Source organism: Pseudomonas sp. JV449 (genome assembly GCF_032424295.1).
Taxonomy (GTDB): Bacteria; Pseudomonadota; Gammaproteobacteria; order Pseudomonadales; family Pseudomonadaceae; genus Aquipseudomonas; species Aquipseudomonas marginalis.
Genome location: NZ_VYKD01000003.1, coordinates 589,199 through 613,706, shown reverse-complemented (window position 1 = coordinate 613,706; position 24,508 = coordinate 589,199). Strand labels below are relative to the sequence as shown.

Annotated in this window: 23 protein-coding genes and 1 rRNA gene; 14 read left to right on the top strand and 10 right to left on the bottom strand. The window is 61.4% G+C overall.

Annotated elements, in window-relative coordinates; genetic code table 11:
• The 3 genes from F6S08_RS04140 to F6S08_RS04130 form a co-directional block, all read right to left on the bottom strand.
• Positions 1-378: ribosomal RNA gene (locus F6S08_RS04140) — 16S ribosomal RNA — on the bottom strand; the annotation flags it as partial.
• A 627-nt stretch (positions 379-1,005) separates the two neighbouring features.
• Complete coding sequence (locus tag F6S08_RS04135) at positions 1,006-2,499, bottom strand: CoA-acylating methylmalonate-semialdehyde dehydrogenase (protein ID WP_065925519.1); 1,494 nt, start codon at positions 2,497-2,499, stop codon at positions 1,006-1,008.
• 39 nt (positions 2,500-2,538) lie between these two features.
• Complete coding sequence (locus F6S08_RS04130) at positions 2,539-3,888, bottom strand: aspartate aminotransferase family protein (protein WP_065925520.1); 1,350 nt, start codon at positions 3,886-3,888, stop codon at positions 2,539-2,541.
• A gap of 126 nt (positions 3,889-4,014) precedes the next feature.
• Between F6S08_RS04130 and F6S08_RS04125 the strand changes: the two genes are divergently transcribed.
• From F6S08_RS04125 to F6S08_RS04100, 6 genes are all read left to right on the top strand, one after another.
• Positions 4,015-4,935: a LysR family transcriptional regulator gene (locus tag F6S08_RS04125; RefSeq protein WP_027607943.1), complete on the top strand. Its 921-nt coding sequence runs from the start codon at positions 4,015-4,017 to the stop codon at positions 4,933-4,935.
• A gap of 88 nt (positions 4,936-5,023) precedes the next feature.
• The gene (locus F6S08_RS04120; protein ID WP_065925521.1) at positions 5,024-6,418 is read left to right on the top strand and encodes a uracil-xanthine permease family protein; all 1,395 of its coding nucleotides are present in this window, start codon (positions 5,024-5,026) and stop codon (positions 6,416-6,418) included.
• 87 nt (positions 6,419-6,505) lie between these two features.
• On the top strand, positions 6,506-7,165 hold the full coding sequence (locus F6S08_RS04115; protein WP_027607945.1) for a TetR/AcrR family transcriptional regulator: 660 nt from the start codon (positions 6,506-6,508) through the stop codon (positions 7,163-7,165).
• 12 nt (positions 7,166-7,177) lie between these two features.
• A complete protein-coding gene (locus tag F6S08_RS04110; RefSeq protein WP_065940975.1) occupies positions 7,178-7,759 on the top strand; it encodes an IMPACT family protein in 582 nt (193 codons plus the stop codon).
• Between the two features lie 56 nt (positions 7,760-7,815).
• Complete coding sequence (locus tag F6S08_RS04105; RefSeq protein WP_315871309.1) at positions 7,816-8,502, top strand: SDR family oxidoreductase; 687 nt, start codon at positions 7,816-7,818, stop codon at positions 8,500-8,502.
• Between the two features lie 146 nt (positions 8,503-8,648).
• On the top strand, positions 8,649-10,007 hold the full coding sequence (locus F6S08_RS04100) for an 8-oxoguanine deaminase (RefSeq protein WP_065925524.1): 1,359 nt from the start codon (positions 8,649-8,651) through the stop codon (positions 10,005-10,007).
• A 104-nt stretch (positions 10,008-10,111) separates the two neighbouring features.
• Here F6S08_RS04100 and F6S08_RS04095 read toward each other — a convergent pair whose 3' ends face one another.
• Positions 10,112-11,203, bottom strand: coding sequence for a calcium:proton antiporter (locus F6S08_RS04095; protein ID WP_065925525.1), 1,092 nt, complete (start codon positions 11,201-11,203; stop codon positions 10,112-10,114).
• Positions 11,204-11,397: 194 nt separating this feature from the next.
• On the opposite strand from F6S08_RS04095, the gene F6S08_RS04090 reads away from it, so the two are divergent.
• Positions 11,398-12,351, top strand: coding sequence for an adenosine deaminase (locus F6S08_RS04090; protein ID WP_043051475.1), 954 nt, complete (start codon positions 11,398-11,400; stop codon positions 12,349-12,351).
• Between the two features lie 72 nt (positions 12,352-12,423).
• On the opposite strand, the gene F6S08_RS04085 is transcribed toward F6S08_RS04090, so the two are convergent.
• Both F6S08_RS04085 and F6S08_RS04080 read right to left on the bottom strand, forming a co-directional pair.
• A complete protein-coding gene (locus F6S08_RS04085; RefSeq protein ID WP_065925527.1) occupies positions 12,424-13,119 on the bottom strand; it encodes an ArsR/SmtB family transcription factor in 696 nt (231 codons plus the stop codon).
• A 134-nt stretch (positions 13,120-13,253) separates the two neighbouring features.
• On the bottom strand, positions 13,254-14,183 hold the full coding sequence (locus F6S08_RS04080; protein WP_065925528.1) for a LysR family transcriptional regulator: 930 nt from the start codon (positions 14,181-14,183) through the stop codon (positions 13,254-13,256).
• Between the two features lie 115 nt (positions 14,184-14,298).
• Here F6S08_RS04080 and F6S08_RS04075 point away from each other — a divergent pair, with 115 nt between their 5' ends.
• The 3 genes from F6S08_RS04075 (at position 14,299) to F6S08_RS04065 (ending at position 15,960) form a co-directional block, all read left to right on the top strand.
• Positions 14,299-14,592, top strand: coding sequence for a putative quinol monooxygenase (locus F6S08_RS04075; protein WP_065925529.1), 294 nt, complete (start codon positions 14,299-14,301; stop codon positions 14,590-14,592).
• A 24-nt stretch (positions 14,593-14,616) separates the two neighbouring features.
• Positions 14,617-15,630: a zinc-binding alcohol dehydrogenase family protein gene (locus F6S08_RS04070; protein ID WP_315871308.1), complete on the top strand. Its 1,014-nt coding sequence runs from the start codon at positions 14,617-14,619 to the stop codon at positions 15,628-15,630.
• 147 nt (positions 15,631-15,777) lie between these two features.
• Positions 15,778-15,960, top strand: coding sequence for a hypothetical protein (locus tag F6S08_RS04065; protein ID WP_027607955.1), 183 nt, complete (start codon positions 15,778-15,780; stop codon positions 15,958-15,960).
• Positions 15,961-15,968: 8 nt separating this feature from the next.
• Here the strand turns inward: F6S08_RS04065 and F6S08_RS04060 are convergent, their stop codons facing one another.
• Together F6S08_RS04060 and F6S08_RS04055 are read right to left on the bottom strand one after the other, a co-directional pair.
• A complete protein-coding gene (locus F6S08_RS04060) occupies positions 15,969-17,162 on the bottom strand; it encodes a multidrug effflux MFS transporter (protein ID WP_027607956.1) in 1,194 nt (397 codons plus the stop codon).
• Positions 17,163-17,247: 85 nt separating this feature from the next.
• A complete protein-coding gene (locus F6S08_RS04055) occupies positions 17,248-17,445 on the bottom strand; it encodes a heavy-metal-associated domain-containing protein (protein WP_027607957.1) in 198 nt (65 codons plus the stop codon).
• 147 nt (positions 17,446-17,592) lie between these two features.
• On the opposite strand from F6S08_RS04055, the gene F6S08_RS04050 reads away from it, so the two are divergent.
• The 3 genes from F6S08_RS04050 (at position 17,593) to cueR (ending at position 20,653) form a co-directional block, all read left to right on the top strand.
• Entirely contained in the window at positions 17,593-17,973 is a 381-nt protein-coding gene (locus F6S08_RS04050) for a hypothetical protein (RefSeq protein ID WP_027607958.1), read from the top strand.
• A 65-nt stretch (positions 17,974-18,038) separates the two neighbouring features.
• A complete protein-coding gene (locus F6S08_RS04045; RefSeq protein ID WP_315871307.1) occupies positions 18,039-20,255 on the top strand; it encodes a heavy metal translocating P-type ATPase in 2,217 nt (738 codons plus the stop codon).
• Positions 20,252-20,653: a Cu(I)-responsive transcriptional regulator gene (cueR, locus tag F6S08_RS04040; protein ID WP_065925533.1), complete on the top strand. Its 402-nt coding sequence runs from the start codon at positions 20,252-20,254 to the stop codon at positions 20,651-20,653. The genes F6S08_RS04045 and cueR overlap by 4 nt, the downstream gene beginning before the upstream one ends.
• A 97-nt stretch (positions 20,654-20,750) precedes the next feature.
• On the opposite strand, the gene F6S08_RS04035 is transcribed toward cueR, so the two are convergent.
• Both F6S08_RS04035 and F6S08_RS04030 read right to left on the bottom strand, forming a co-directional pair.
• Positions 20,751-21,650: a PA4780 family RIO1-like protein kinase gene (locus F6S08_RS04035; protein WP_027607961.1), complete on the bottom strand. Its 900-nt coding sequence runs from the start codon at positions 21,648-21,650 to the stop codon at positions 20,751-20,753.
• A gap of 133 nt (positions 21,651-21,783) precedes the next feature.
• The gene (locus F6S08_RS04030; protein ID WP_074848679.1) at positions 21,784-23,061 is read right to left on the bottom strand and encodes an acetyl-CoA C-acetyltransferase; all 1,278 of its coding nucleotides are present in this window, start codon (positions 23,059-23,061) and stop codon (positions 21,784-21,786) included.
• 103 nt (positions 23,062-23,164) lie between these two features.
• Here F6S08_RS04030 and F6S08_RS04025 point away from each other — a divergent pair, with 103 nt between their 5' ends.
• The gene (locus F6S08_RS04025; RefSeq protein WP_315871306.1) at positions 23,165-24,508 is read left to right on the top strand and encodes a 3-oxoacyl-ACP reductase; all 1,344 of its coding nucleotides are present in this window, start codon (positions 23,165-23,167) and stop codon (positions 24,506-24,508) included.

Sequence of the window (24,508 nt, the reverse complement as noted above, 5' to 3'; positions counted from 1 at the left end):
CTTTCGCCCATTGTCCAATATTCCCCACTGCTGCCTCCCGTAGGAGTCTGGACCGTGTCTCAGTTCCAGTGTGACTGATCATCCTCTCAGACCAGTTACGGATCGTCGCCTTGGTGAGCCATTACCCCACCAACTAGCTAATCCGACCTAGGCTCATCTGATAGCGCAAGGCCCGAAGGTCCCCTGCTTTCTCCCGTAGGACGTATGCGGTATTAGCGTCCGTTTCCGAACGTTATCCCCCACTACCAGGCAGATTCCTAGGCATTACTCACCCGTCCGCCGCTCTCAAGAGAAGCAAGCTTCTCTCTACCGCTCGACTTGCATGTGTTAGGCCTGCCGCCAGCGTTCAATCTGAGCCATGATCAAACTCTTCAGTTCAAACATCTTTGGGTTTTTAAGAAACCCTAAACTTGGCTCAGCAATCGTTGGTTATTCTTTGATTTCTCGCGGAGTAACTTGTGATGCTGATAATCTTGTTGACTATCAGTCTGACTCCACAAGCACCCACACGAATTGCTTGATTCAGTTGTTAAAGAGCGGTTGGTTAAGAGCTTTCGTCTCAACCGAGGCGCGCATTCTACAGCAGCCTCATTTGCTGTCAAGTGATTATTTTCAGAAGCTTTCGAAGATTTCTTCAACAACTTCAACCACTTGCGCTTCCGATCTCTCGTTAGCGGGAGGCGAATTCTACAGCGTTACACGCTGCTGTCAACACCTCTTTTTCTCCGCTTTCGACCGAGAAGATCGAATCGTTAATAGCGTCAAACAACATGACTCTATCAACTCCTTCTGGGCTTCGATGAACTGAAGCAATCCGCTGCCTTATTCTGCATAACTCTTTGTTTACCAAGGAGTTTTACGTTTCGACTGCGCCGGAAGTGGGGCGAATTATAGACTTCCAGGATCTGCCGTCAACCTTCTTTTTCATCTTTCTGTCATATAAGTCAAAAACGCCCAAAAACGCAAAAGCCGGCCCCAAGGGGCCGGCTTTCTGCTTGCTGAGCCTTATAGGCTAGGGAACGCGAATTGCGACGCTTCATGGCTGGCCCGCTGCGGCCAACGCTGGGTGATCGCCTTGCGGCGGGTGTAGAAACGCACCCCATCCGGCCCATAGGCGTGCAAGTCGCCAAACAACGAACGCTTCCAGCCACCAAAGCTGTGATACGCCACCGGTACTGGCAATGGAACATTCACACCGACCATACCCACTTCAATTTCGTCACAGAACAGACGCGCCGCTTCCCCGTCACGGGTGAAGATGCACGTACCGTTGCCATACTCGTGATCGTTGATCAGTTGCATCGCCGCTTCCAGGCTGCTCACCCGGACCACGCACAATACCGGCCCGAAGATCTCTTCCTTATAGATGCGCATCTCAGGCGTCACACGGTCAAACAGACTGCCCCCCAGGAAGAAGCCGTCTTCATTCCCGGCAATACTCAGTCCACGACCATCAACCACCAACTCCGCACCAGACGCAACACCGTCCTCTATATAGCCGCTGACCTTATCCCGCGCCTGGCCCGTCACCAGTGGCCCCATATCCAGCCCACAGGTAGTGCCCGCACCGATCTTCAGCGCCTTGATCTGCGGCACCAGCTTGGCGATCAACGCATCCGCCACCTGGTCACCGACACACACCGCCACCGAGATCGCCATGCAGCGTTCGCCGCAGGAACCATAGGCCGCGCCCATCAAAGCACTGACCGCGTTATCCAGGTCAGCATCCGGCATCAGCACCGCATGGTTCTTCGCCCCACCGAGCGCCTGTACGCGCTTACCGCGCTTGGTCGCTTCGGAATAGATGTACTCGGCAATCGGCGTCGACCCCACAAAACTCAACGCCTTGACTTCCGGCGCCTCGATCAACGCATCCACCGCGCCCTTGTCGCCATGTACAACACTGAGCACACCTTTGGGAAGACCGGCTTCCTGCAGCAGTTGCGCGATCAACAACGTCGAACTCGGATCACGCTCCGAAGGCTTGAGGATGAAGCAGTTACCGCAAACAATCGCCAGCGGATACATCCACAGCGGCACCATCGCCGGGAAGTTGAACGGGGTAATACCCGCCACCACACCCAACGGCTGGAAATCAGACCAGGCATCGATATTCGGCCCAACATTGCGGCTGTACTCGCCCTTGAGAATCTCCGGCGCCGAACACGCGTACTCCACGTTCTCGATCCCGCGCTTGAGTTCGCCTGCGGCATCTTCCAGCGTCTTGCCATGCTCCTCACTGATCAGCTGCGAGATGCGCGCTTCGTTCTGCTCCAGCAATTGCTTGAACCGGAACATGACCTGGGCGCGCTTGGCTGCCGGTGTGTTACGCCAAGCCGGAAAGGCCGCCTTGGCCGAGTCGATAGCACGTTGAATGGTTTCGCGGCTGGCCAGTGGCACCTGGTGAATCACCAGGCCGGTGGACGGGTTATACACATCGGCAGTACGGCCGGATTCACTGACCAACTCCCCGTTGATCAAATGCTGGATAAGGCTCATGCAGGGCTCCTGAAAAGTTGTTCTATATAGAAGGAGAAATCAGTCGATCTTGCTCAGCACTTCGCCGACCGCATCGAACAGACGATCCAGGTCCTGCGGTTTGCTGTTGAAGGTTGGCCCGAACTGCAGAGTGTCACCACCAAAGCGCACATAGAAGCCGGCTTTCCACAGAGCCATGCCGGCCTCGAATGGACGCACGATGGCATCACCGTCACGCGGCGCAATCTGAATCGCACCGGCCAGGCCGTAGTTACGGATGTCGATCACGTTCTTGCTGCCCTTCAGGCCGTGCAGCGCATTCTCAAAGTGCGGGGCGACTTCGGCCACGCTCTGCACCAGGTTTTCCTTCTGCAGCAGGTCCAACGCCGCCAGGCCGGCCGCGCAGGCAACCGGGTGCGCCGAGTAGGTGTAGCCGTGGGGGAATTCCACAGCGTACTCAGGCGTCGCCTGGTTCATGAAGGTCTGATAGATCTCGCTGCTGGCAATCACCGCGCCCATGGGGATCGCGCCGTTGGTGACTTGCTTGGCGATGCACATCAGGTCCGGGGTCACGCCAAAGCTGTCAGCGCCAAACATCGAACCGGTACGACCAAAGCCCGTGATCACTTCGTCGAATACCAACAGAATGTTGTGCTGGTCGCAGATCTCACGCAGGCGCTTGAGGTAACCCTGTGGCGGCACCAGCACGCCAGCGGAGCCGGCCATTGGCTCGACAAACACCGCGGCAATGTTCGACGCGTCGTGCAGTTCGATCAGTTTGAGCAACTCATCGGCCAAGGCGATACCGCCCTGCTCCGGCATGCCCCGGGAGAACGCATTGCTCGCCAGCAGGGTATGCGGAAGATGATCAACATCCATCATCGCCTGACCAAACATCTTGCGGTTGCCGTTGACGCCGCCCAGGCTGGTACCGGCGATGTTCACACCGTGATAACCACGGGCGCGACCGATCATCTTGGTCTTGGTGGCCTGGCCCTTCAGACGCCAGTAGGCACGCACCATCTTCACCGCGGTATCGGCGCACTCGGAACCGGAGTCGGTGAAGAACACGTGATTCAGGTTGCCTGGGGTCAAATCGGTAATTTTTTCCGCCAGCTGGAAGGACAGTGGATGGCCGTACTGGAAGCCTGGGGAGTAGTCCAGCGTGCCCAGTTGCTTGGCGACCGCCTCCTGGATTTCCTTGCGCGTATGCCCGGCGCCACAGGTCCACAGGCCCGACAACGAGTCGTACACCTTGCGCCCCTTGTCATCGGTCAACCAGCTGCCTTCGGCGGCCACGATCAGGCGCGGGTCACGCTGAAAGTTACGGTTGGCGGTGTAAGGCATCCAGTGAGCGTCCAACTTCAATTGGCTGGCCAGGGACGATGGGGCGTTTTCGGGCATGTTCATCAGCAAAACCTCGCAGGGCAAAAGGCAGCGTCGGGATTGAAAAAGCGTTGTTGCAGCTAAATTGCCACGGGGATAAAGTCGGTGAAATCCAACTCTTCTAACCTTCAGTCAGGCCTTCACTAAACTATGAGCAGCCGTCGACCCGATCCCCTGGCCCAAGTCAGCGACTTCGATATTCGTCTGTTGCGCATCTTTCGCAGCGTCGTGGAGTGCGGCGGCTTCTCGGCAGCGGAAACCGTGCTCGGCATCGGCCGTTCCGCCATCAGCCAGCAAATGAGTGATCTTGAGCAGCGGCTCGGATTAAGGCTTTGCCAACGCGGCCGTGCCGGTTTCTCGCTGACCGAAGAAGGCCGCGAGGTCTACCAATCGGCCCTGCAACTATTAAGCGCCCTGGAAAGTTTCCGCACAGAGGTGAACGGCCTGCACCAGCACTTGCGCGGCGAGTTGATCATCGGCCTCACCGACAACCTGGTGACCCTGCCCCACATGCGCATCACCCACGCCCTGGCACAGTTGAAGGAGCGTGGACCGGACGTACAGATCCAGATCCGCATGATCGCCCCCAACGAAGTCGAACAAGGCGTACTCGACGGCCGCCTGCATGTCGGTGTGGTGCCCCAGGCCAGCGCCCTGTCCGGCCTGGAGTACCAGGCGCTGTACAGCGAACGCTCACTGCTTTACTGCGCGGTTGGCCACCCCCTGTTTTATGCCGACGACAAGCAACTGGGCGACGAGCGCATCGACGCCCAGGACGCCATCGCCCCCACCTTCCGCCTGCCCGCCGAGATCCAGGCCCACTACCAGGCGCTCAACTGCACCGCCAGCGCCTCGGACCGCGAAGGCATGGCATTCCTGATTCTCACCGGTCGCTACATCGGTTACCTGCCCGACCACTACGCCAGCCTATGGGTACAACAAGGCCGACTGCGCGCGCTGAAACCGGCTACGCGCTTTTACGATTTAAGCCTCGCATCGGTCACGCGCAAAGGCCGTCGCCCTCATTTGGTGCTGGAAAGCTTCCTGGAAAGCCTGGCAGCAACGCGCTAACTCGGGCTTCGCGCAAAAAGCTGAGCACCTGGACAGCTTTTTGCAAGGACACAGGGACCTAGAACCGTCCGCCTCGAGTTTGCTTGCCATGCCACCAGAATCCTCCAGCCCCAGCGACCTGATCTACGGTCTCAATGACCGCCCCAAACCCGCCCCTGCATTGCTGGCCGCACTGCAACATGTGCTGGCCGCCTTTGTCGGCATCATCACGCCACCGCTGATCATCGGCTCCACATTGGGCCTGACCGCACACTTGCCCTACCTGATCAGCATGGCGTTGATGGTGTCCGGTGTCGGCACATTTATTCAAGCGCGCAGGCCATTCGGGATCGGCGCCGGAATGATCTGCCTGCAAGGCACCAGCTTTGCGTTTCTCGGCGCGGTGCTGTCGGCCGGGTTTCTGGTCAAGCAACGCGGCGGCAGCCCGGAAGACATCATGGCAATGATCTTCGGCGTGTGCTTTTTCGGCGCTGCCGTGCAGATCATTCTCAGCCGCTTTATTGGTCAACTGCGCCGAGTGATCACCCCGCTGGTGACCGGGATTGTCATTACCCTGATCGGCATCAGCCTGATCAAGGTCGGTATCACCGACCTGGGCGGCGGTTTCAACGCACCGGACTTCGGCGCACCGGCCAACCTTGCGTTGGGCCTGTTCGTGGTGCTGACCATCATCTTGCTCAACCGCTCCAACACACCCTGGGTGCGCCTCTCGGCGATCATCATCGGCCTGGCCCTCGGCAGCCTCGCCGCCTGGTTCAGCGGCAAGCTGGTGCCCCAGGCCCTGGGCGACTTGCCTTTGGTCAGCCTGCCGATCCCGTTTCGATTCGGCTTCAACTTCGACTGGAGCGCCTTCCTGCCGATCGCGCTGATTTATCTGATCAGCAGCATCGAAACCGTCGGCGACCTCACCGCCAACTGCATGATCGCGCGCCAGCCCATCAGCGGCCCTTCTTATATAAGCCGGCTCAAAGGCGGCGTCCTCGGCGATGGCGTCAGTTGCATGATCGCCGCCACGTTCAGCGCCTTCCCCAACACCACCTTTGCCCAGAACAACGGCGTGATCCAACTGACCGGCGTGGCCAGCCGTTACGTCGGCCTGTACATCGGCGTGGTGCTGTTCTGCCTGGGTTTGTTCCCGCTGATCGGTGCCGTGCTGCAACAAATCCCCAAGCCCGTGTTGGGCGGCGCGACCCTGGTGATGTTCGGCAGTGTGGCCGCCGCCGGCGTACGCATCCTCGCCCAGGCACCACTGGACCGTCGCAGCATGCTGATCATCGCCACCTCGTTCGGCGTCGGCCTGGGCATCGCCGCCCAACCGAACCTGCTGCACCTGATGCCAACCCTGGTGCAGAACCTGTTCGACTCAGCCATCACCAGCGGCGGCCTGACCGCCATCGTGTTGTGCCTGTTACTGCCGGAATCCAAGGTGCCCGCTCCTGACGCAAACCACGCGCAGGAAAGCGACACCCTGGAACCGCTTTGACGGTTTTATTGCATCGGGACTTGTCTGAGGCTTGAGGGTGGGTTATCTGTGCACACGTCGTCTCTATCGATCAGCACGGAAACCTCCATGAGCCTCGAAGTTCCTGCCCACAGCAACCACGCCGGTAAGCCCGCCAGCCGCATTCGGCAAAAGAACGAACAAGCGATTCTCCAGGCTGCTGAAGATGAGTTCGCGCGCCATGGCTACAAGGGCACCAGCATGAACACCATTGCTGCCAGCGCCGGGCTGCCCAAGGCCAACTTGCACTACTACTTCACTAACAAGCTGGGCCTGTATATCGCGGTGCTCAGCAATATCCTCGAACTGTGGGACAGCACCTTCAACACGCTGACCGCCGAGGACGACCCGGCCGTAGCCCTCTCCCGCTACATCCGCACCAAGATGGAGTTTTCGCGGCGCCAGCCCCAGGCCTCGCGGATCTTCGCCATGGAGATCATCAGCGGCGGCGAATGCCTGACCGAATACTTCAGCCAGGACTATCGCGCCTGGTTCAGTGGTCGGGCGGCGGTGTTCCAGGCCTGGATCGACGCCGGCAAGATGGACCCCATCGACCCCGTGCACCTGATCTTCCTGTTGTGGGGCAGCACTCAGCACTACGCCGACTTCGCCACCCAGATCTGCCGCGTCACCGGTCGCACCAAGCTGACCAAGCAAGATATGGAAGACGCCGGCACCAACCTGATCCACATCATTCTCAAGGGCTGCGGCATCAAGCCGGCCCTCTAGACGAAGCCACTTATGTCTTTCACGCTCACCGGCCTGTGCGAGTTCCGCGAAGAAATTCGCAAAAGCCGCTTCATTACCCTGGCCGCACCGATCACCAGCCCGCAAGAAGCCCAGGCATTTTTCGAGCAGCACAGCGACCTTAACGCCACGCACAACTGCTGGGCCTGGAAGCTGGCCGATCAATACCGCAGCAGTGACGACGGCGAACCCGGCGGCACCGCAGGACGGCCCATCCTGGCGGCCATCGAGGCCCAAGGCTTCGATCAGGTCGCGGTGCTGGTGATTCGCTGGTATGGCGGCATACAACTCGGTACCGGCGGCCTGGCCCGCGCCTATGGCGGCGGTGCGAACAAGTGCCTGCAAAATGCCGAGCGCATCGAACTGATCAGCCGCGTGCCGCTGAGTTGCGCCTGCGGATTCTCCGAGCTGAACCTGGTCAAATTGCGCGTCGCCGAGTTGGGCGGGCTGGTGCTGGAGGAAACCTTCACCGCCAATGGCGTGGAGTTACAACTGGCCCTGGGCGATGCCCACATCGACACCCTGCAAACCCAGCTCGCCGACCTGAGCCGTGGGCGCATCCTGCTGCAACGCTGAAACTGCTAATGTTGTTCGCTGAACACCCTGAACCGCGACTTTTAAAGGAAGCCTTCATGTCTACGCCAAAAACCGCACTGATCATCGGCGCCTCACGCGGGCTGGGCCTCGGCCTGGTCAAGCAATTGCTCCAGGACGGCTGGGACGTGACCGCCACCGTGCGTGACCCGAACAAGGCCGATGCCCTGAAAGCCGTGGGCCCGGTGCAGATCGAGAAACTCGACATGGACGATCAGCAAGCCGTGATCGCCCTGAACCAACGCCTCAAGAACCGCACCTTCGACCTGTTGTTCGTCAACGCAGGCGTCAAGGGCCCCGCCAATCAAGAACCTGGCCATGCCACCCTGGCGGAAGTCGGCCAGCTGTTCTTCACCAACGCCGTGGCGCCGATCAACCTGGCCCAGCGCTTCGTCGGGCAGATCCGCAAGGACAGCGGCGTGCTGGCGTTCATGAGTTCAGTACTGGGCAGCGTGACCATCCCCGACGGCTCGGACCTGGCGCTGTACAAGGCCAGCAAGGCCGCACTCAACTCCATGACCAACAGCTTCATTACCCAACTGGGCGATCACAAACTTACCGTGCTGTCGCTGCACCCGGGCTGGGTGAAGACCGACATGGGCGGCGAAAATGCGCACATCGATGTCGACACCAGCGTGCGCGGCCTGGTAGACCAAGTGAACGCCTACACCGGCAAGGGCGGCCATCACTTCGTGGACTACAAAGGCGACACCATCGCCTGGTAAGCCGCACAGGGTCGTTATCGAGCGATTGCCGTCGATAACGATCCGCGCGTAGACTGCCCACCTCGCCCTCACCGGCGACCCTGGATCAGCAGACAGGGCATCACTGAGCTGGCAAACCTGAACCCATCATTCAGAGGAGCCGGCCAATGCCTGCGACCCGTATCTGGTTAAAAACCCCCCTCGCGATTTTCACCGCCAACGGCCTCGACGCCCGTGGCGGCCTGGTGCTGCAAGACGGTGTGATCGCCGAAGTGCTGGCACAGGGTCAGGAACCCGCACAGCCCTGCGCCCAAGTGTTCGATGCGCGTGAGCATGTGGTCCTGCCCGGGCTGATCAACACCCACCATCACTTCTATCAAACCCTGACCCGCGCCTGGGCGCCGGTGGTCAATCAGCCTTTGTTTCCCTGGTTGAAAACCCTGTACCCGGTCTGGGCACGACTGACTCCGGAAAAACTCGCCCTGGCATCGAAGGTGGCGCTCGCGGAGTTGCTGCTCTCGGGCTGCACCACGGCGGCAGACCACCACTATCTGTTCCCCGACGGCCTGGAAAACGCCATCGATGTGCAAGTCGACAGCGTGCGCGAATTGGGCATGCGCGCCATGCTCACCCGCGGTTCCATGAGCCTGGGTGAAGCCGACGGCGGCCTGCCACCGCAACAGACTGTGCAACAGGGCCAGGTCATCCTTGACGACAGCCAGCGCCTGATCCGCGAATATCATCAGCGCGGCGACGGCGCGTACATCCAGATTGCCCTGGCGCCCTGCTCACCGTTTTCCGTCACCCCGCAAATCATGCAAGCCAGCGCCGAACTGGCCAACAGCCTGGATGTGCGCCTGCACACCCACCTGGCCGAAACCCTCGACGAAGAAGATTTCTGCCTGCAGCGCTTCGGACTGCGCACGGTGGATTACCTGGACAGCGTCGGCTGGCTCGGCCCGCGTACCTGGCTGGCCCATGGCATTCACTTCAACCCGGATGAAATTGCGCGCCTGGGCGCCGCCGGTACGGGCATCTGTCATTGCCCAAGCTCAAATATGCGCCTGGCCTCCGGCATCTGCCCGACCCTGGACCTGATGGCTGCCGGCGCGCCCATCGGCCTGGGTGTTGACGGCTCTGCCTCCAACGATGCGTCGAACATGATCCTCGAAACCCGTCAGGCCCTGTACATCCAGCGCCTGCGTTACGGTGCCGAAAAGATCACCCCTGAAGGCGTGCTGGGTTGGGCGACCAAGGGGTCGGCGCAGCTACTGGGGCGTACGGACATTGGTGAATTGGCCGTAGGCAAACAGGCCGACCTGGCGCTGTTCAAACTGGATGAGCTGCGTTTCTCCGGCAGCCATGATCCGATCTCCGCACTGCTGCTGTGCGGCGCGGATCGGGCGGACCGGGTGATGATCGGCGGCAAATGGCGGGTTATCGACGGACAGGTGGAAGGCCTGGACCTGAAAGGCTTGATCGCCGATCACAGCCAGGCGGCGCGTAACCTGATCCATCCCCTGTAGGAGCGAGGGGGACGCCTAGTTCTTGCTCGTGAAAAACGTCAACGATAACGCGGGTTTTCTGGTTTAACGCGGCGCTCTCAGGTTCTTCGCGAGCAAGCTCGCTCCTACAGGCCCAACAGCGACAACATGATAAAGGTCGCAAACAACACAAAATGGGTCATCCCTTCGATGGCATTGGTTTCGCCATCGTTGAGGTTGATCGCACTGACGATCAGCGTGATCAACACCATCACCGTTTGCACCGGCGTCATCGCCATCTGGAACGGCTGGCCGGTATAGAGCGCCATGGCTTCCATCACCGGCACCGTCAGGATCACCGTCGACAACGACGCACCCAGCGCGATGTTCACCACCGACTGCATGCGGTTGGCCAGCGCAGCGCGCAAGGCCGTCAGAATCTCCGGTGCCGCCGAAATAGCCGCCACCACAATCGCCGTGATCACCGGCGGTGCACCCGTACCTTCCAGGCCCAGGTCGAGGGTCTTGGACATCACCTCGGCCAGCGCGCCAATCACAATTACGCCAAACACCAGGGTACCGATGGAGAACGCCAGGTTCACCGGCGGCGACTCTTGTTCCTCCGGCAGCTTCTTGCGACGCTTTTCCGGGTAGCTGTAGCTGAAGAAATAACTGTGGGGCCCTACCTGCATGCGCAGGAACAAGGTGTAGAGCACCACCATCGCGCCGATGGTGAAGGCCGAGTAAATTTTCCAGTCGGCTTCTGGGATAAATTCCGGCACCACCATCGACACGCCCATGGCGGTCAGGATCATTACGCTGTAGGTCCGCGCCGAATCATCATTGTAGGACTGTTCGCCATGCTTGATGCCGCCCATCAACGCTGCCAAACCGAGGATGCCGTTGATATCGAGCATCACCGCCGAATAGATGGTGTCGCGCACCAGAGTGGGTGACGGCTCATTGCTCATCATGATCGCCAGGATCACCACCTCCACCAGCACCGCGGCAAGGGTCAGGATCATGGTGCCGTAGGGATCGCCGACTTTTTCTGCCAGTTGCTCGGCGTGGTGGGCCACGCGCATCGACGCCACGACGATAAAACCGATCAACACCACGCCGGCCAACAGTGCCACCATTTGCCCGCTGTGCAGCATCCAGTGCTCCAGCGGGTAGGCGGCGATGGCGGCAATCAGCGCCAGCAGCATGAATTTTTCTTGCTTGAGGGATGTGAGCATTCCGGGCCTTTTAGTACGGCAAATCAGTCATTGATGGGGTACAGACTGCGCCAAGCCGCTAACGTTTCGTTACACCTTAGTTCACACAGCCCTTGCGTGAATAAATCGAATACTCTCCTGCTGGTCAGGTTTTGCCGATTATTTAAGCCACGGCCTGTAGAATGCCGCCATTGCACCTGATGAGAATTTAGAAAATGTACGATTGGCTCAACGCCCTGCCCAAGGCTGAATTGCACCTGCACCTGGAGGGCTCGCTGGAGCCTGAGCTGCTGTTCGCCCTGGCCGAGCGCAACAAGATCGCGCTGCCGTGGAACGACGTCGAAACCCTGCGCAAGGCCTATGCCTTCAACAACCTGCAAGAGTTTCTCGACCTGTATTACAAGGGCGCCGATGTGCTGCGCACCTCCCAGGATTTCTACGACCTGACCTGGGCTTACCTGCTGCGCTGCAAAGCCCAGAACGTGATCCACACCGAGCCCTTCTTCGACCCCCAAACCCACACCGACCGTGGCGTACCGTTCGAAGTGGTGCTCAACGGCATCGCCGCTGCGCTCAAAGATGGCGAACAGCAACTGGGCATCACCAGCGGTTTGATCCTCAGTTTCCTGCGCCACCTGAGCGAAGCCGAAGCCGAGAAAACCCTCGACCAGGCACTGCCGTTCCGTGACGCGTTCGTGGCCGTGGGCCTGGACAGTTCAGAAATGGGTCACCCGCCGAGCAAGTTCCAGCGTGTGTTCGACCGTGCCCGTCACGAAGGCTTCCTCACCGTCGCCCACGCCGGCGAAGAAGGCCCGCCCGAGTACATCTGGGAAGCCATCGACCTGCTGAAAATCCAGCGTATCGACCATGGCGTACGTGCCATCGAAGACGAGCGCCTGATGCAGCGCATCATCGATGAGCAGATCCCGTTGACCGTCTGCCCGCTGTCCAACACCAAGCTCTGTGTGTTCGACGACATGGCCCAGCACAACATCCTCGACATGCTCGAGCGTGGCGTGAAGGTCACGGTGAACTCCGATGACCCGGCGTACTTCGGCGGCTATGTCACCGAGAACTTCCACGCGCTGTACACCTCGCTGGGCATGACCCAGGACCAGGCCAAACGCCTGGCGCAGAACAGCCTGGATGCGCGCCTGGTAAAACCCTGACCGGACGCAAAGCCATCATCGCCAGGTCCATGGAATCAAAAAGGCCAGGGCGATGATGGCAAACCCTCAAGGCTAAGATTGTTCGGACATGGCCAATCGGGCGATTTCTGCCAGCCCGTTGTCGTTGAGCTGCACCGCCTGGGACTCATTGACCAGGCTGATCCAGTTCGATTGCAGGAACAACTGCAACAGCCCCGCACCCAGCGCGCCGCCCAGGTGCGGTTGCCGCTGGCTCCAATCGAAGCAGTCGCACACCAGTGGCGACGCCAGCGCCTGGGTGTAAATACCCAGGCCCGCCAGGTGCTGTGCGCCCTTGATCGTCACCTCAATGCGTTGCTCATGACGCTCGATCCACCCCGCCACCAACATCCGCTCACGCAGCTGCGCCGCCACTTCGCCGCCGAGGTGGCCCTGGCACAGCCGCGCATGTCGCAACAATGGCGGCGCCACCAACACCGGCGGTGAAGCATGCGGCGCACTACGTGCGGCGCTGGCCAGGGTCGTACTGGCCAAGGCATCGATGGCGACGCTGACATCGGCCGCCGCCACGCGGAACAGTCGCTTGCCACGCCGGCCCTCGGTACGCAGCAAGCCACTCCCCGTCAGCCGTGCCAGATGGGCATTCGCCGAGGCAGGTGACAACCCGGCAAGCAGCGCCAGTTCCTCCGATGACTTGGCCGAGCCGTCCATCAGGGACCAGAGCATGGCGGTGCGTTTGGGTTCGGCGAGCAAGCTGGCGATCTGACTGATGCATGGTGCCTGTTCCATCGATTCACTCCCTGTCGAATTATTTTTCTGCTGTGGTGGGCGCCAAAGTATAGGTGCGTAAACCAGCGGTTCCGCGGCGTCTGACAGCATGAATAGGGACATGAGCTGAGTGAAATTTCCTTGTGTGATGGAGGCTAATACGTCGTACCCAATCGCTCCGGCAATTGAGCGGTCAATGTCGCACAGCGCGACACGAGCATTTCCCGCAGCAGGTTGATGGGTTTGCTCAACTGGGCCCGATGGGCGCACAACAAATTGAGCGGTGTGCGCTCGCCACGCAATTCAGGCAAGACCAGGCGCAAGCGCCCGGCCAGTACATCGGTGCTCACATCCAGCCAGGATTTGTAGGCAATGCCCACGCCCGCCACCGCCCAGCGGCGCACCACATCGGCATCGTCGCTGAAGCGATCACCACCGACCGTGAGGCTGACTTCGCGTTTGCCATCGTGGAAGCTCCAGTGGTCATGCACTCGGCTGCCAAGCATGTAAAGCAAGCAATTGTGCTGGGCCAATTGCTCCAGCTGTCGCGGCTCGCCATAACGCGCGAGATAGCTGGGGGCTGCGCACAACACGCGAACGTTGTGCGGCGCGACGGGCAGGGCGACCAGGCTGGAGTCTTCGGGCTCGCCATAGCGCAGGGCAATGTCCACCGGCTGGCGGAACAGGTCGGCAATCCGATCGCCCAGCAGCAGGCGCACGGTGAGTTGCGGGTACTCGTGCTGAAATTCGTCCAGCCAGGGCAGTAGTTGGTTGCGGCCGAAATCCGAGGGGGCCGAGAGTTGCAACACCCCACTGACATGGTCCTGGCCACTGGCCAACAATCGCCGTCCTTCGTCCAGGGCGCTCAACGCAGTCCGGGCATATTCCAGGAAGCCTTCACCTTCGGCGGTCAGGCGCAGGCTGCGGGTGGAGCGCGCCAGCAAACGCGTGCCCAGTTGCTGTTCGATACGCTTGAGCGCCGCGCTGGCCACGGCGGGCGAAAGGTCCATCACCCGCGCCGCCGCCGACAAACTGCCCAGGTCCGCGGCGCGTACAAACAACTGCAAATCATCAAAACGCAGCATTCAACCACCCATTATCAAAATATTATTGAAACAGAGTGCTGTTTTAGCCGCTTTTATCTTGCAGGGAAATGGCCAATCATCTGCCCATCCCGTTATCACGTCTCTGGAGTTGAATATGTCCACAGCCTTTAACGTCATCGCCACGCTGATCGCCAAACCTGGCCAACAGGCCACCCTGGAGCCGCTGCTGCGCGACCTGCTGGAACCCACCCGTCTTGAAGCCGGCTGCGAGCAATACGACCTGCACCAGGACCTGCAACACCCTGAGACCTTCTACATGCTCGAACGCTGGAGCGATGACGCCGCACTGGCCGACCACGACCAGAGTGCGCATATCCAACATTTTCGCGCCAAAGCCGCTGATGTCATCGAACACTTCGAACTCAAGCGCCTGAAGTTTCTCGCCTGATCACCGCCTTTTTCCGGAGCCCCCATGAAAGCCATTGCCTATTACGCATCACTGCCGATCAACGATGAAAAATCCCTGCAAGACATCCAGCTGCCGGAGCCCGTCGCCGGCCCCCGTGACCTGCTGGTAGAAGTCAAAGCCATCTCGGTCAACCCGGTGGACACCAAGGTGCGCCAGAACGTCGCCCCGGAGAACGGCGTGGCCAAAGTGCTGGGCTGGGACGTGGCCGGTGTGGTCAAGGCCGTCGGCAGTGAAGTGAGCCTTTTCAAAGTCGGCGACAAGGTGTTCTACGCCGGTTCCCTGGTCCGCCCGGGCGCTAACAGCGAACTGCACACCGTCGATGAGCGCATCGTCGGCCATATGCCCAAGAGCCTGGGCTTTGCCGAAGCCGCCGCGCTGCCGCTGACCGCCATCACCGCCTGGGAGCTGCTATTCGAACGCCTGCAAGTGCGTGAAGGTAAAGAGGCGCAAGGCCAGAGCCTGCTCATCGTCGGTGCCGCCGGTGGTGTGGGTTCGATCCTGACCCAACTGGCCAGCCAGCTCACCGCCTTGACGGTGATCGGCACCGCGTCGCGCCCGGAAACCCAGGAATGGACCAAGGCACTCGGCGCCGACCTGGTGATCGACCACAGCCAACCGCTGAGCGAAGCGCTGAAACAAGCCGGCCACCCGCAGGTGACCCACGTCGCCAGCCTGACCCAGACCGAGCATCACCTGGACCAACTGGTCGAAGCGCTGCAACCCCAAGGCAAGCTGGCGCTGATCGACGACCCCAAGGCGCTGGACGTGAGCAAACTCAAGCGCAAGAGCCTGTCGCTGCATTGGGAGTTCATGTACACGCGCTCGATGTTCGAGACCCCGGACATGATCGAGCAGCACAACCTGCTTAATCGCGTGGCCGAACTGATCGACGCCGGCACCTTGAAAACGACGGTGGGCGAGCACTTCGGCGTGATCAATGCGGCGAACCTGCGCCGTGCCCATGCCCTGCTGGAAAGCGGCAAAGCCAAGGGCAAGATCGTGCTGGAAGGGTTCTGAAGATAACGTCTATCAGTGTCGTCCGTTATTCGTGTAAGTGAGGGACGACACCGCTAGTCAGAGAGTTGATCTTTGTCATATTTGTGAGCGTATTCGGGTTTATATTGGCCGCCTTTGCCACGATTCTTTTACGTGAGGAAGTCAGCAATGAAAATCCTGATAAAAGCGTTAGCAAAATCCCCAGGCAATAAATGGCAGGTTCGTCTCGACGGCGACGCGTTCACCTTCCGCAGCGAGGCCGAGGCCCGCGCCTTCGCCGATACCCTGCAAGCCCGCATCCAGGCTCCCCACCGCTTCCCGCTCAGCCAGCAACGCTCCGCCGCTGGCTGACCTGCATTTCAGCCCTGCGCCTGCGTGGCTCTTGCCCGTTGCAGGCGCTGGGTCGACATCGCAATCGTCACCGCCAACACCCCGCACAAGCTGATGACCATCGCCATCGGCATCGCCGTGCCGTCGTGCAGCACGCCCACCAACGAAGCCGCCCCTGCCGCCACGCCAAACTGAATGCAACCGAGCAAGGCCGACGCGCTGCCGGCCCGGGCGCCCTGCCCGCTCATGGCACAGGCCGAGGTGTTGGGCAAGATGCAGCCCAGGCTGGCGATACAGATGAACAGCGGTACCAGCAACGGCCATAACGCTTCGGTGCGCAAGGCCGCGATGCCCAACAGTGACAACGCCGCCAGCAGATAGACCCACACCGTGCGCGACAGCAGAAACGCCGGGCCACGCTTGGCCAGCAGCCGCGCGTTAACCTGTGCAACCAGGATGAACCCCGCGGCGTTGGAACCGAACAGCCAGCCGTAATGCTCGGCGGGCACGCCATAGAGTTTGATAAATACGAACGGGGAGCCGGCGATGTAGGCAAACATCCCGGCAATCGAAATGCCCCCGGTCAGGGCGTAACCGAGGTAGACCCGGTCTGACAACAGCGCGCCATAGCGGCGCAGCGATCCGGACAAGGGTTGACGCGGCTGATGGGCCGGAAAGGTTTCCGGCAAACCGACCGCCACGGCGATCGCCGCCATCACGCTGAAGATCGACAGTGCGAGGAAAATCGACTGCCAGCCCCACAACCCGACCATCACACCACCCGCCAATGGCGCAAGGATCGGCGCCAGGCCGGTCACCAGCATCAGTTGCGAATACACCTTGGCCGAGCCCACCGCATCACATTTGTCACTGACCACGGCGCGGGAAATCACCATGCCCGCGCAACCGCCGAGGGCCTGCACGAAACGTGCGCCAATCAGCCATTCCAGGGACGGCGCGTACGCGCAGGCAAAGGACGCCAGGGTAAACAGGGTTACGCCGCTGAGCAGCGGGCCGCGTCGACCAAAGCGGTCTGCCAGTGGGCCGTAGATCAGTTGGCCGATGGCCAGGCCGGCGAAATACACCGCCAGGGTCAACTGGATATGTTTTTCGTCGGTCCCGAAGGCCGTCGCCATGGCAGGAAAGCCAGGCAGGTAGAAATCGATCGCCAGCGGCGCGAAGGCGCTCAAGGCGCCCAGAATCAGGATTATGCGGAGGTTCATCAGGCACCCAAGTGTGTCGGCAGCCCGACAGTTTAGCCGCGCTTGGGTGCATTGAATACGATAGCTCGCTAACTATTTGAATGAGTCAGGCGAGCTTGGCGCTGTAGCCCTCTTCGCTGATCAGGCTGATCACTTCCTCGGCAGACAGGCGGCTTTCGACGCCCACCTCTTTCGCCGCCAGGTCGACCTTCACGCTGGCCGCCGGATCCTGGCTCTGCACCGCCTGGGTCACGGCCCGAACGCAGTGGCCGCAGGTCATTCCTTCAACGCTGAATATTTGCATGACATGACTCCTTTGATGAGGTTGAACCCAGTCTTGACCTTGCCACGATGGCAAGGTCAAGTTCTGAAACTTTCGGCCGGGCTGGTATTACACCGCGGCGTCGGCCAAGCTTCACCCATCTTCGATTCAAACCACGGAGCATTCGCCATGCGCTGGTCGTTTTTTGGCCTTGTCGGCCTGATGAGCTTGTCTGCCGCTGCGCCCCAGGCCCTCGCCGCAGAAGACTATGCGGTGCTGATCATTTCCCGCGAACGCCTGGAAGTACCGACCAATTGCGAGATCGGCCTGTACATCCAGGACCAGTTGGCCGGGCGCCTGTTCCAGGAACAGTCCACCTCGTTCAACCTGCCCGCCGGCAATGTGTCGCTGCGCCTGAAACTGCTGCCGGGCCAGTCACCGGGTTGCTTGCCGGGCCTGCTCGCGCCGCCGGCGCAGAACATCACGCTCAAGGCCGGTGACGTACGCAAGTTGCGCATTGCCCAGGGCCCGGAAGGCATGTACCTCAAGCCTGCCGCACTGGAATACTGAAGACACTTGACCTTCCCCACAGGTCAAGGTTGATCCTAGGGGCAACTTCTCTGGAGGACTGCCCCATGAATGGATCCACCACCTTTGACCTGCCCATCGGCGGCATGACCTGCGCCAGTTGCGCCGGGCGTGTCGAGCGCGCGCTGGGCAAAGTCCCGGGGGTGCAAAGCGTCAGCGTCAACCTGGCCAACGAGCGCGCCCACGTCGAAGTGCTGGGCCAGATCGACCCGGCCGTGCTGATCGCCGCCGTCGACAAAGCCGGCTACACCGCCAGCCTGCCGCAAAGCGAAACCAGGACCGAGGCCGATCAGGCCCAACGCCTGCACCGCGAGCGCTGGTCGCTGCTGCTGGCGATTGTGCTGGCATTGCCCCTGGTGCTGCCGATGCTGGTGCAACCCTTCGGCCTGCACTGGATGCTGCCGGCCTGGGTGCAGTTCCTCCTGGCGACCCCGGTGCAATTCATCTTCGGTGCACGCTTCTATATCGCAGCCTGGAAGGCCGTGCGGGCCGGCGCCGGCAATATGGACCTGCTGGTGGCCATCGGCACCAGCGCCGGTTACGGCCTGAGCCTCTATGAATGGCTGACCGCCCCCTCGGGCACCATGCCCCATCTGTACTTCGAAGCGTCGGCCGTGGTGATCGCCCTGGTGCTGCTCGGTAAATACCTGGAGAGCCGCGCCAAACGCCAGACCGCCAGCGCCATCCGCGCCCTGGAAGCCCTGCGCCCTGAACGCGCCATGCGTATACAGGCTGGCCGCGAGGAGGATGTGGCCATCAGCGCGCTCAAGCTTAATGACCTGGTGCTGGTCAAACCCGGCGAGCGCTTCCCGGTGGACGGTGAAGTGGTAGAAGGCCAGAGCCATGCCGATGAGGCACTGATCAGCGGCGAAAGCCTGCCGGTGCCGAAACAGCCCGGCGACGCCGTCACCGGCGGTGCCATCAATGGCGAAGGTCGCCTGCTGGTGCGCACCACCGCGCTCGGTGCCGAAAGCGTACTGGCGCGCATCATCCGCCTGGTGGAAGACGCCCAGGCCGCCAAGGCACCGATCCAGAAGCTGGTGGATAAGGTCAGCCAGGTATTCGTGCCGACCGTGCTGGTGCTGGCGTTGATCACACTGGTGGGGTGGTGGCTGTACGGTGCGCCGCTGGAGACCGCGATCATCAACGCCGTGGCGGTGCTGGTGATCGCCTGCCCGTGCGCACTCGGGCTGGCTACACCGACCGCCATCATGGCCGGCACCGGCGTCGCCGCACGCTATGGCATCCTGATCAAGGACGCCGAAGCGCTGGAGCGCGCCCATGAAGTGAGCACCGTGGTGTTCGACAAAACCGGCACTCTAACTTCCGGCACCCCAAAAATTGCCCATTTGGCGGCAGTGGATGGCGATGAAGCCACATTGCTGCAACAGGCCGGTGCGCTGCAACGCGGCAGCGAACACCCGTTGGCAAAGGCCGTGCTGGATGCGTGCAGCGAGCAAGGCCTGACGGTGGCGGACGTAAGCACCAGCCAATCCCTGACCGGACGTGGCATTGCCGGCACCCTCGGCGGGCGCCAACTGGCCCTGGGAAATCGGCGCCTGCTGGAAGAAAGCGGCCTGGACGCGGGTGGGCTGGCCGACTCTGCCACGGCCTGGGAGGCCGAGGGCCGTACCTTGTCCTGGCTGATCGAGCAAGGCGCACAACCCCGTGTGCTCGGGCTGTTTGCCTTTGGTGACACGCTCAAGCCTGGCGCGCTGGAAGCGGTGGCACAACTCAAGGCCCGGCACATCGGCAGCCACTTGCTCACCGGCGACAATCGCGGCAGCGCCCGTGTCGTTGCCCAAGCGCTGGGCATTGATGACGTACACGCCGAAGTCCTGCCCGCCGATAAAGCCGCCACCGTCGCCGAACTGAAAAAAACCGGCGTAGTGGCCATGGTCGGCGACGGCATCAACGACGCCCCGGCCCTGGCCGCCGCCGACATCGGCATCGCCATGGGCGGCGGCACCGACGTGGCCATGCATGCCGCCGGCATCACCTTGATGCGCGGCGACCCACGCCTGGTCCCGGCCGCCCTGGAGATCAGCCGCAAGACCTACGCCAAGATCCGCCAGAACCTGTTCTGGGCCTTTGTGTATAACTTGATCGGCATTCCCCTGGCCGCATTCGGCCTGCTCAACCCGGTGCTCGCGGGCGCGGCCATGGCCTTGTCCAGCGTCAGTGTCGTGAGCAACGCCTTGCTGTTGAAAACTTGGAAACCAAGCACTTGGAAACAGTCGCACTTGGAGGATCAACGCCCATGAACATCGGCCAAGCCGCCCGGCAAAGCGGGCTGAGCGCGAAGATGATTCGCTACTACGAATCCATCGGCCTGCTCAAGGCGGCCCATCGCACCGACAGCGGCTACCGCATCTACGGCACCGACGACCTGCACACCCTGGCGTTTATCAAACGCTCGCGGGACCTGGGGTTTTCATTGGAAGAGGTGGGCAAACTGCTGACCCTGTGGCAGGACCGGCAACGGGCCAGCGCCGATGTGAAAGCCCTGGCGCGCCAACATATCGATGAGTTGAACCAGAAGATCCTGGAGTTGGGGCAATTGCGCGATACGTTGCAGGACCTGGTGGAGCACTGCCAGGGCGATCACCGGCCGGATTGTCCGATTCTCAAGGAACTGGCATCGGGAAGCTGCTGCGCGTGACGGAATCTATCTGAATGCATGCAAAACCAAATGTGGGAGGGGCGGTGCGACGATTCGACTTGCCCCTCCCACATTTTGATCCTCATCCAGCCAGGGATCACTGCATCCAGGGCGGCGGCGGTGGCTCTTCCGACGCTTTGCTCGGCGGCGCATCATCCGCCGCCCGAATGGCCTGGCGCCGTTCTTCGTCCAGCCTTGCCGCTTCGATCTCGCGGATCACACCGCCTACGTCTGCCAGTTCTTCCGGCTCGTCGAACTCGCCGGTCAAGACACTGGCCGGGTGCAAGGTGCCGGCTTCGTAGAGTGCCCACATTTCCTTGGCGTACTTGGTCTTCTTCAACTCCGGGGCAAAACGCCCGAAATAGGAAGCCATGTTGCCCACATCCCGCTCCAGCATGTTGAACGCGTGGTTGTTGCCCGCCGCATCCACCGCCTGGGGCAGGTCGATGATGACCGGACCGGTCGGCGTGAGCAGTACGTTGAACTCGGACAGGTCACCGTGCACCAGGCCGGTACACAGCATCAGCACGATCTGGGAAATCAGGAAGGCGTGGTATTCACGCGCCTGATCCGGCTCCAACGTCACGTCATTCAGACGTGGCGCGGCATCACCGTACTCGTCGGCCACCAGCTCCATCAACAACACGCCTTCGAGGAAGTCGTACGGCTTGGGCACGCGAACGCCCGCACCGGCCAGGCGGAACAACGCCGCTACTTCGGCGTTCTGCCAGGCATCTTCGGTTTCTTTCTTGCCGAATTTCGAGCCCTTGGCCATGGCCCGGGCCTGCCGGCTGTTACGGACCTTACGGCCTTCCTGGTATTCGGACGCTTGACGAAAACTTCGTTTGTTCGCCTCCTTGTAAACCTTGGCGCAACGCAATTCATTGCCGCAGCGCACCACATAAACAGCTGCTTCTTTACCACTCATGAGTGGGCGCAGCACTTCGTCGACCAGACCGTCTTCGATCAGGGGTTCAATGCGTTTAGGAGTCTTCATCAGCTTTTATTGTGGGTCCTTTATTACCAAATACGCGTATGGCACTCGTTATACGGCAATCGGCTCGCCGGTGGGAGGGGCTACCGACCTCTGACCACTCAAGAATGCATCCAATATGCCAATTTCGACGAATTCAACGTTCGATGATCGCCGTCACGCCCTGGCCGCCGGCGGCGCAGATCGAAATCAGCCCGCGCCCCTTGCCCGCCGCGTCGAGCAACTTGGCCAGGTTGGCGACGATGCGCCCACCGGTGGCGGCAAACGGGTGCCCGGCCGCCAGGGAACTGCCCTTGACGTTCAGGCGGCTGCGATCAATGGCCCCCAATGGTGCGTCCAGCCCGAGGCGCGTCTTGCAGTAATCCGCATCCTCCCAGGCCTTGAGCGTGCACAACACCTGGGCCGCGAAGGCTTCGTGAATCTCGTAGTAATCAAAGTCCTGCAGCGTCAGGCCGTTGCGCGCCAGCAAGCGCGGCACCGCATACACCGGCGCCATCAGCAGGCCTTCGGCGCCGTTGACGAAATCCACCGCCGCCGCTTCGCCATCGCGCAGGTAGGCCAGGATCGGCAAACCACGCGCCTGGGCCCACGCCTCGCTGCCCAACAACACCAGGGATGCGCCATCGGTGAGCGGTGTGGAATTGCCGGCCGTCAGCGTGCCTTTTTCGCTGCGCTCAAACGCAGGCTTGAGCGCGGCAAGTTTCTCCAGGCTCAGGTCGGGGCGCAGGTTGTTGTCGCGAGTCAGACCCAGAAACGGCGTGAGCAGATCGTTATGCCAGCCTTCGGCATAGGCAGCGGCCATTTTCTGATGACTTTCGAGGGCGAGTTGATCCTGCTCGGCACGGGGAATCTGCCAGGTCTGTGCCATCAATTCGCAATGCTGGCCCATGGACAAACCGGTGCGCGGCTCGCCGTTACGCGGCAGCTCAGGCTTGAGGTGCTGGGGACGAAGTTGTAACAGGACTTTTAATTTATCCGCCATGGACTTGCTGCGATTGGCTTGCAGCAGGATCTTGCGCAGCCCTTCATTCACGCCGATAGGTGCGTCGGAGGTGGTATCCACCCCACCGGCAATCCCGCATTCAATCTGGCCCAGGGCGATCTTGTTGGCCACCAGCAACGCCGCCTCGAGCCCCGTGCCGCACGCCTGCTGAATGTCATAGGCCGGGGTTTGCGGCGACAGGCGTGAACCCAGCACGCATTCACGGGTGAGGTTGAAGTCGCGGGAATGCTTGAGCACCGCGCCGGCGGCCACCTCGCCCATGCGCAGGCCGTGCAGGTTGTAGCGTTCGATCAGGCCCTCCAGGGCCGCGGTCAGCATCGCCTGGTTGCTCGCCGTGGCGTAGGGGCCATTGGAGCGGGCGAAAGGAATGCGGTTACCGCCAATGATCGCTACACGGCGCAATTGAGTCATGGAAAGCTCCCTGTCGGTTGTGGTCTGGATAACTGAGCCTAGTCGAACGACTGCTACCCTGGGATGGTCAACCCTTTGAACCCCAGCCTTCGGAGAGCGTTCCATGTCTGACCGTTATATCGACTTCGCCAACTCAAGCCTCGGCCATCGCCTGGTCGCCGCCCTTGGCCTGCCGTCACCGGTACGCCTGGAACGCTGGCAAGCCGGGCGCCTGCGCCCGGTGGAAGGTGCGCTGTTACTGGGTGGTGGCGCGCTGGCAACGAACGTGAAAGCGTTTGCCAACCGGCTCACCGACGCCATTTACACCTACGGCGCCGACACTTCGACCTGGATTCCCGGCCACGGCCCCAAGCTCAAGGCCGTGGTATTCGATGCCAGCGACCTGCAACACACCGACCAGCTCAAGCCACTGCGTGAGTTTTTCCAACCGTTGCTGAAAAACCTGGATCACAGTGCACACCTGGTGATCCTCGGCCGCGCGCCGGAAAGCCTCAGCGACCCGTTCGCCGCCAGCGCCCAGCGCGCCCTCGAAGGTTTCAGCCGGTCACTGGCCAAGGAACTGCGCAACGGCGGCGTGCTGCAATTGCTCTACGTCGGCGACGGTGCCGAAGACCAACTGGAAGGCGCGCTGCGCTTCTTCCTCTCACCGAAAAGCGCCTATATCTCCGGCCAGGTGATTCGCCTCAAGGCCTGTGCCACGCCCGTCGAAGACTGGACTCGCCCCCTCGCCGGGCGCAAGGCATTGGTCACCGGCGCAGCCCGTGGCATTGGCGCGTCCATCGCTGAAACCCTGGCCCGCGACGGCGCCGAAGTGATCCTGCTCGACGTGCCCCAGGCCAAGGCCGACCTCGAGGCCCTGGCCGCACGCCTGGGTGCGCGCACCGTGGTGCTGGATATCTGCGCCGAAGACGCCGCCGGCCAGTTGATCGGACACCTGCCAGACGGCCTCGACATCCTGGTGCACAACGCCGGGATCACCCGTGACAAGACCCTGGCCAACATGACCCCGGAATACTGGGACGCGGTGCTGGCGGTCAACCTCAATGCCCCGCAAGTGCTGACCAAGGCACTGCTGGACAGCGGCACCCTGCACGACAACGCCCGCGTGGTGGTGCTGGCCTCCATCAGCGGCATCGCCGGCAACCGTGGGCAGACCAACTATGCCGCGAGCAAGGCCGGCTTGATCGGCCTGGTACAGGCATGGGCGCCGTTATTGGAAGAACGCGGGATCAGTATCAACGCCGTAGCCCCAGGCTTTATCGAAACCCAGATGACCGCGCATATTCCCTTTGCCCTGCGTGAAGCCGGGCGGCGCATGAGCTCGCTGGGCCAGGGCGGTTTGCCGCAGGACGTCGCCGAAGCAGTGGCCTGGCTGGGCCAGCCGGGTTCCGGTGCGGTCAGCGGGCAAGCGCTGCGGGTGTGTGGGCAAAGTCTATTGGGAGCGTAA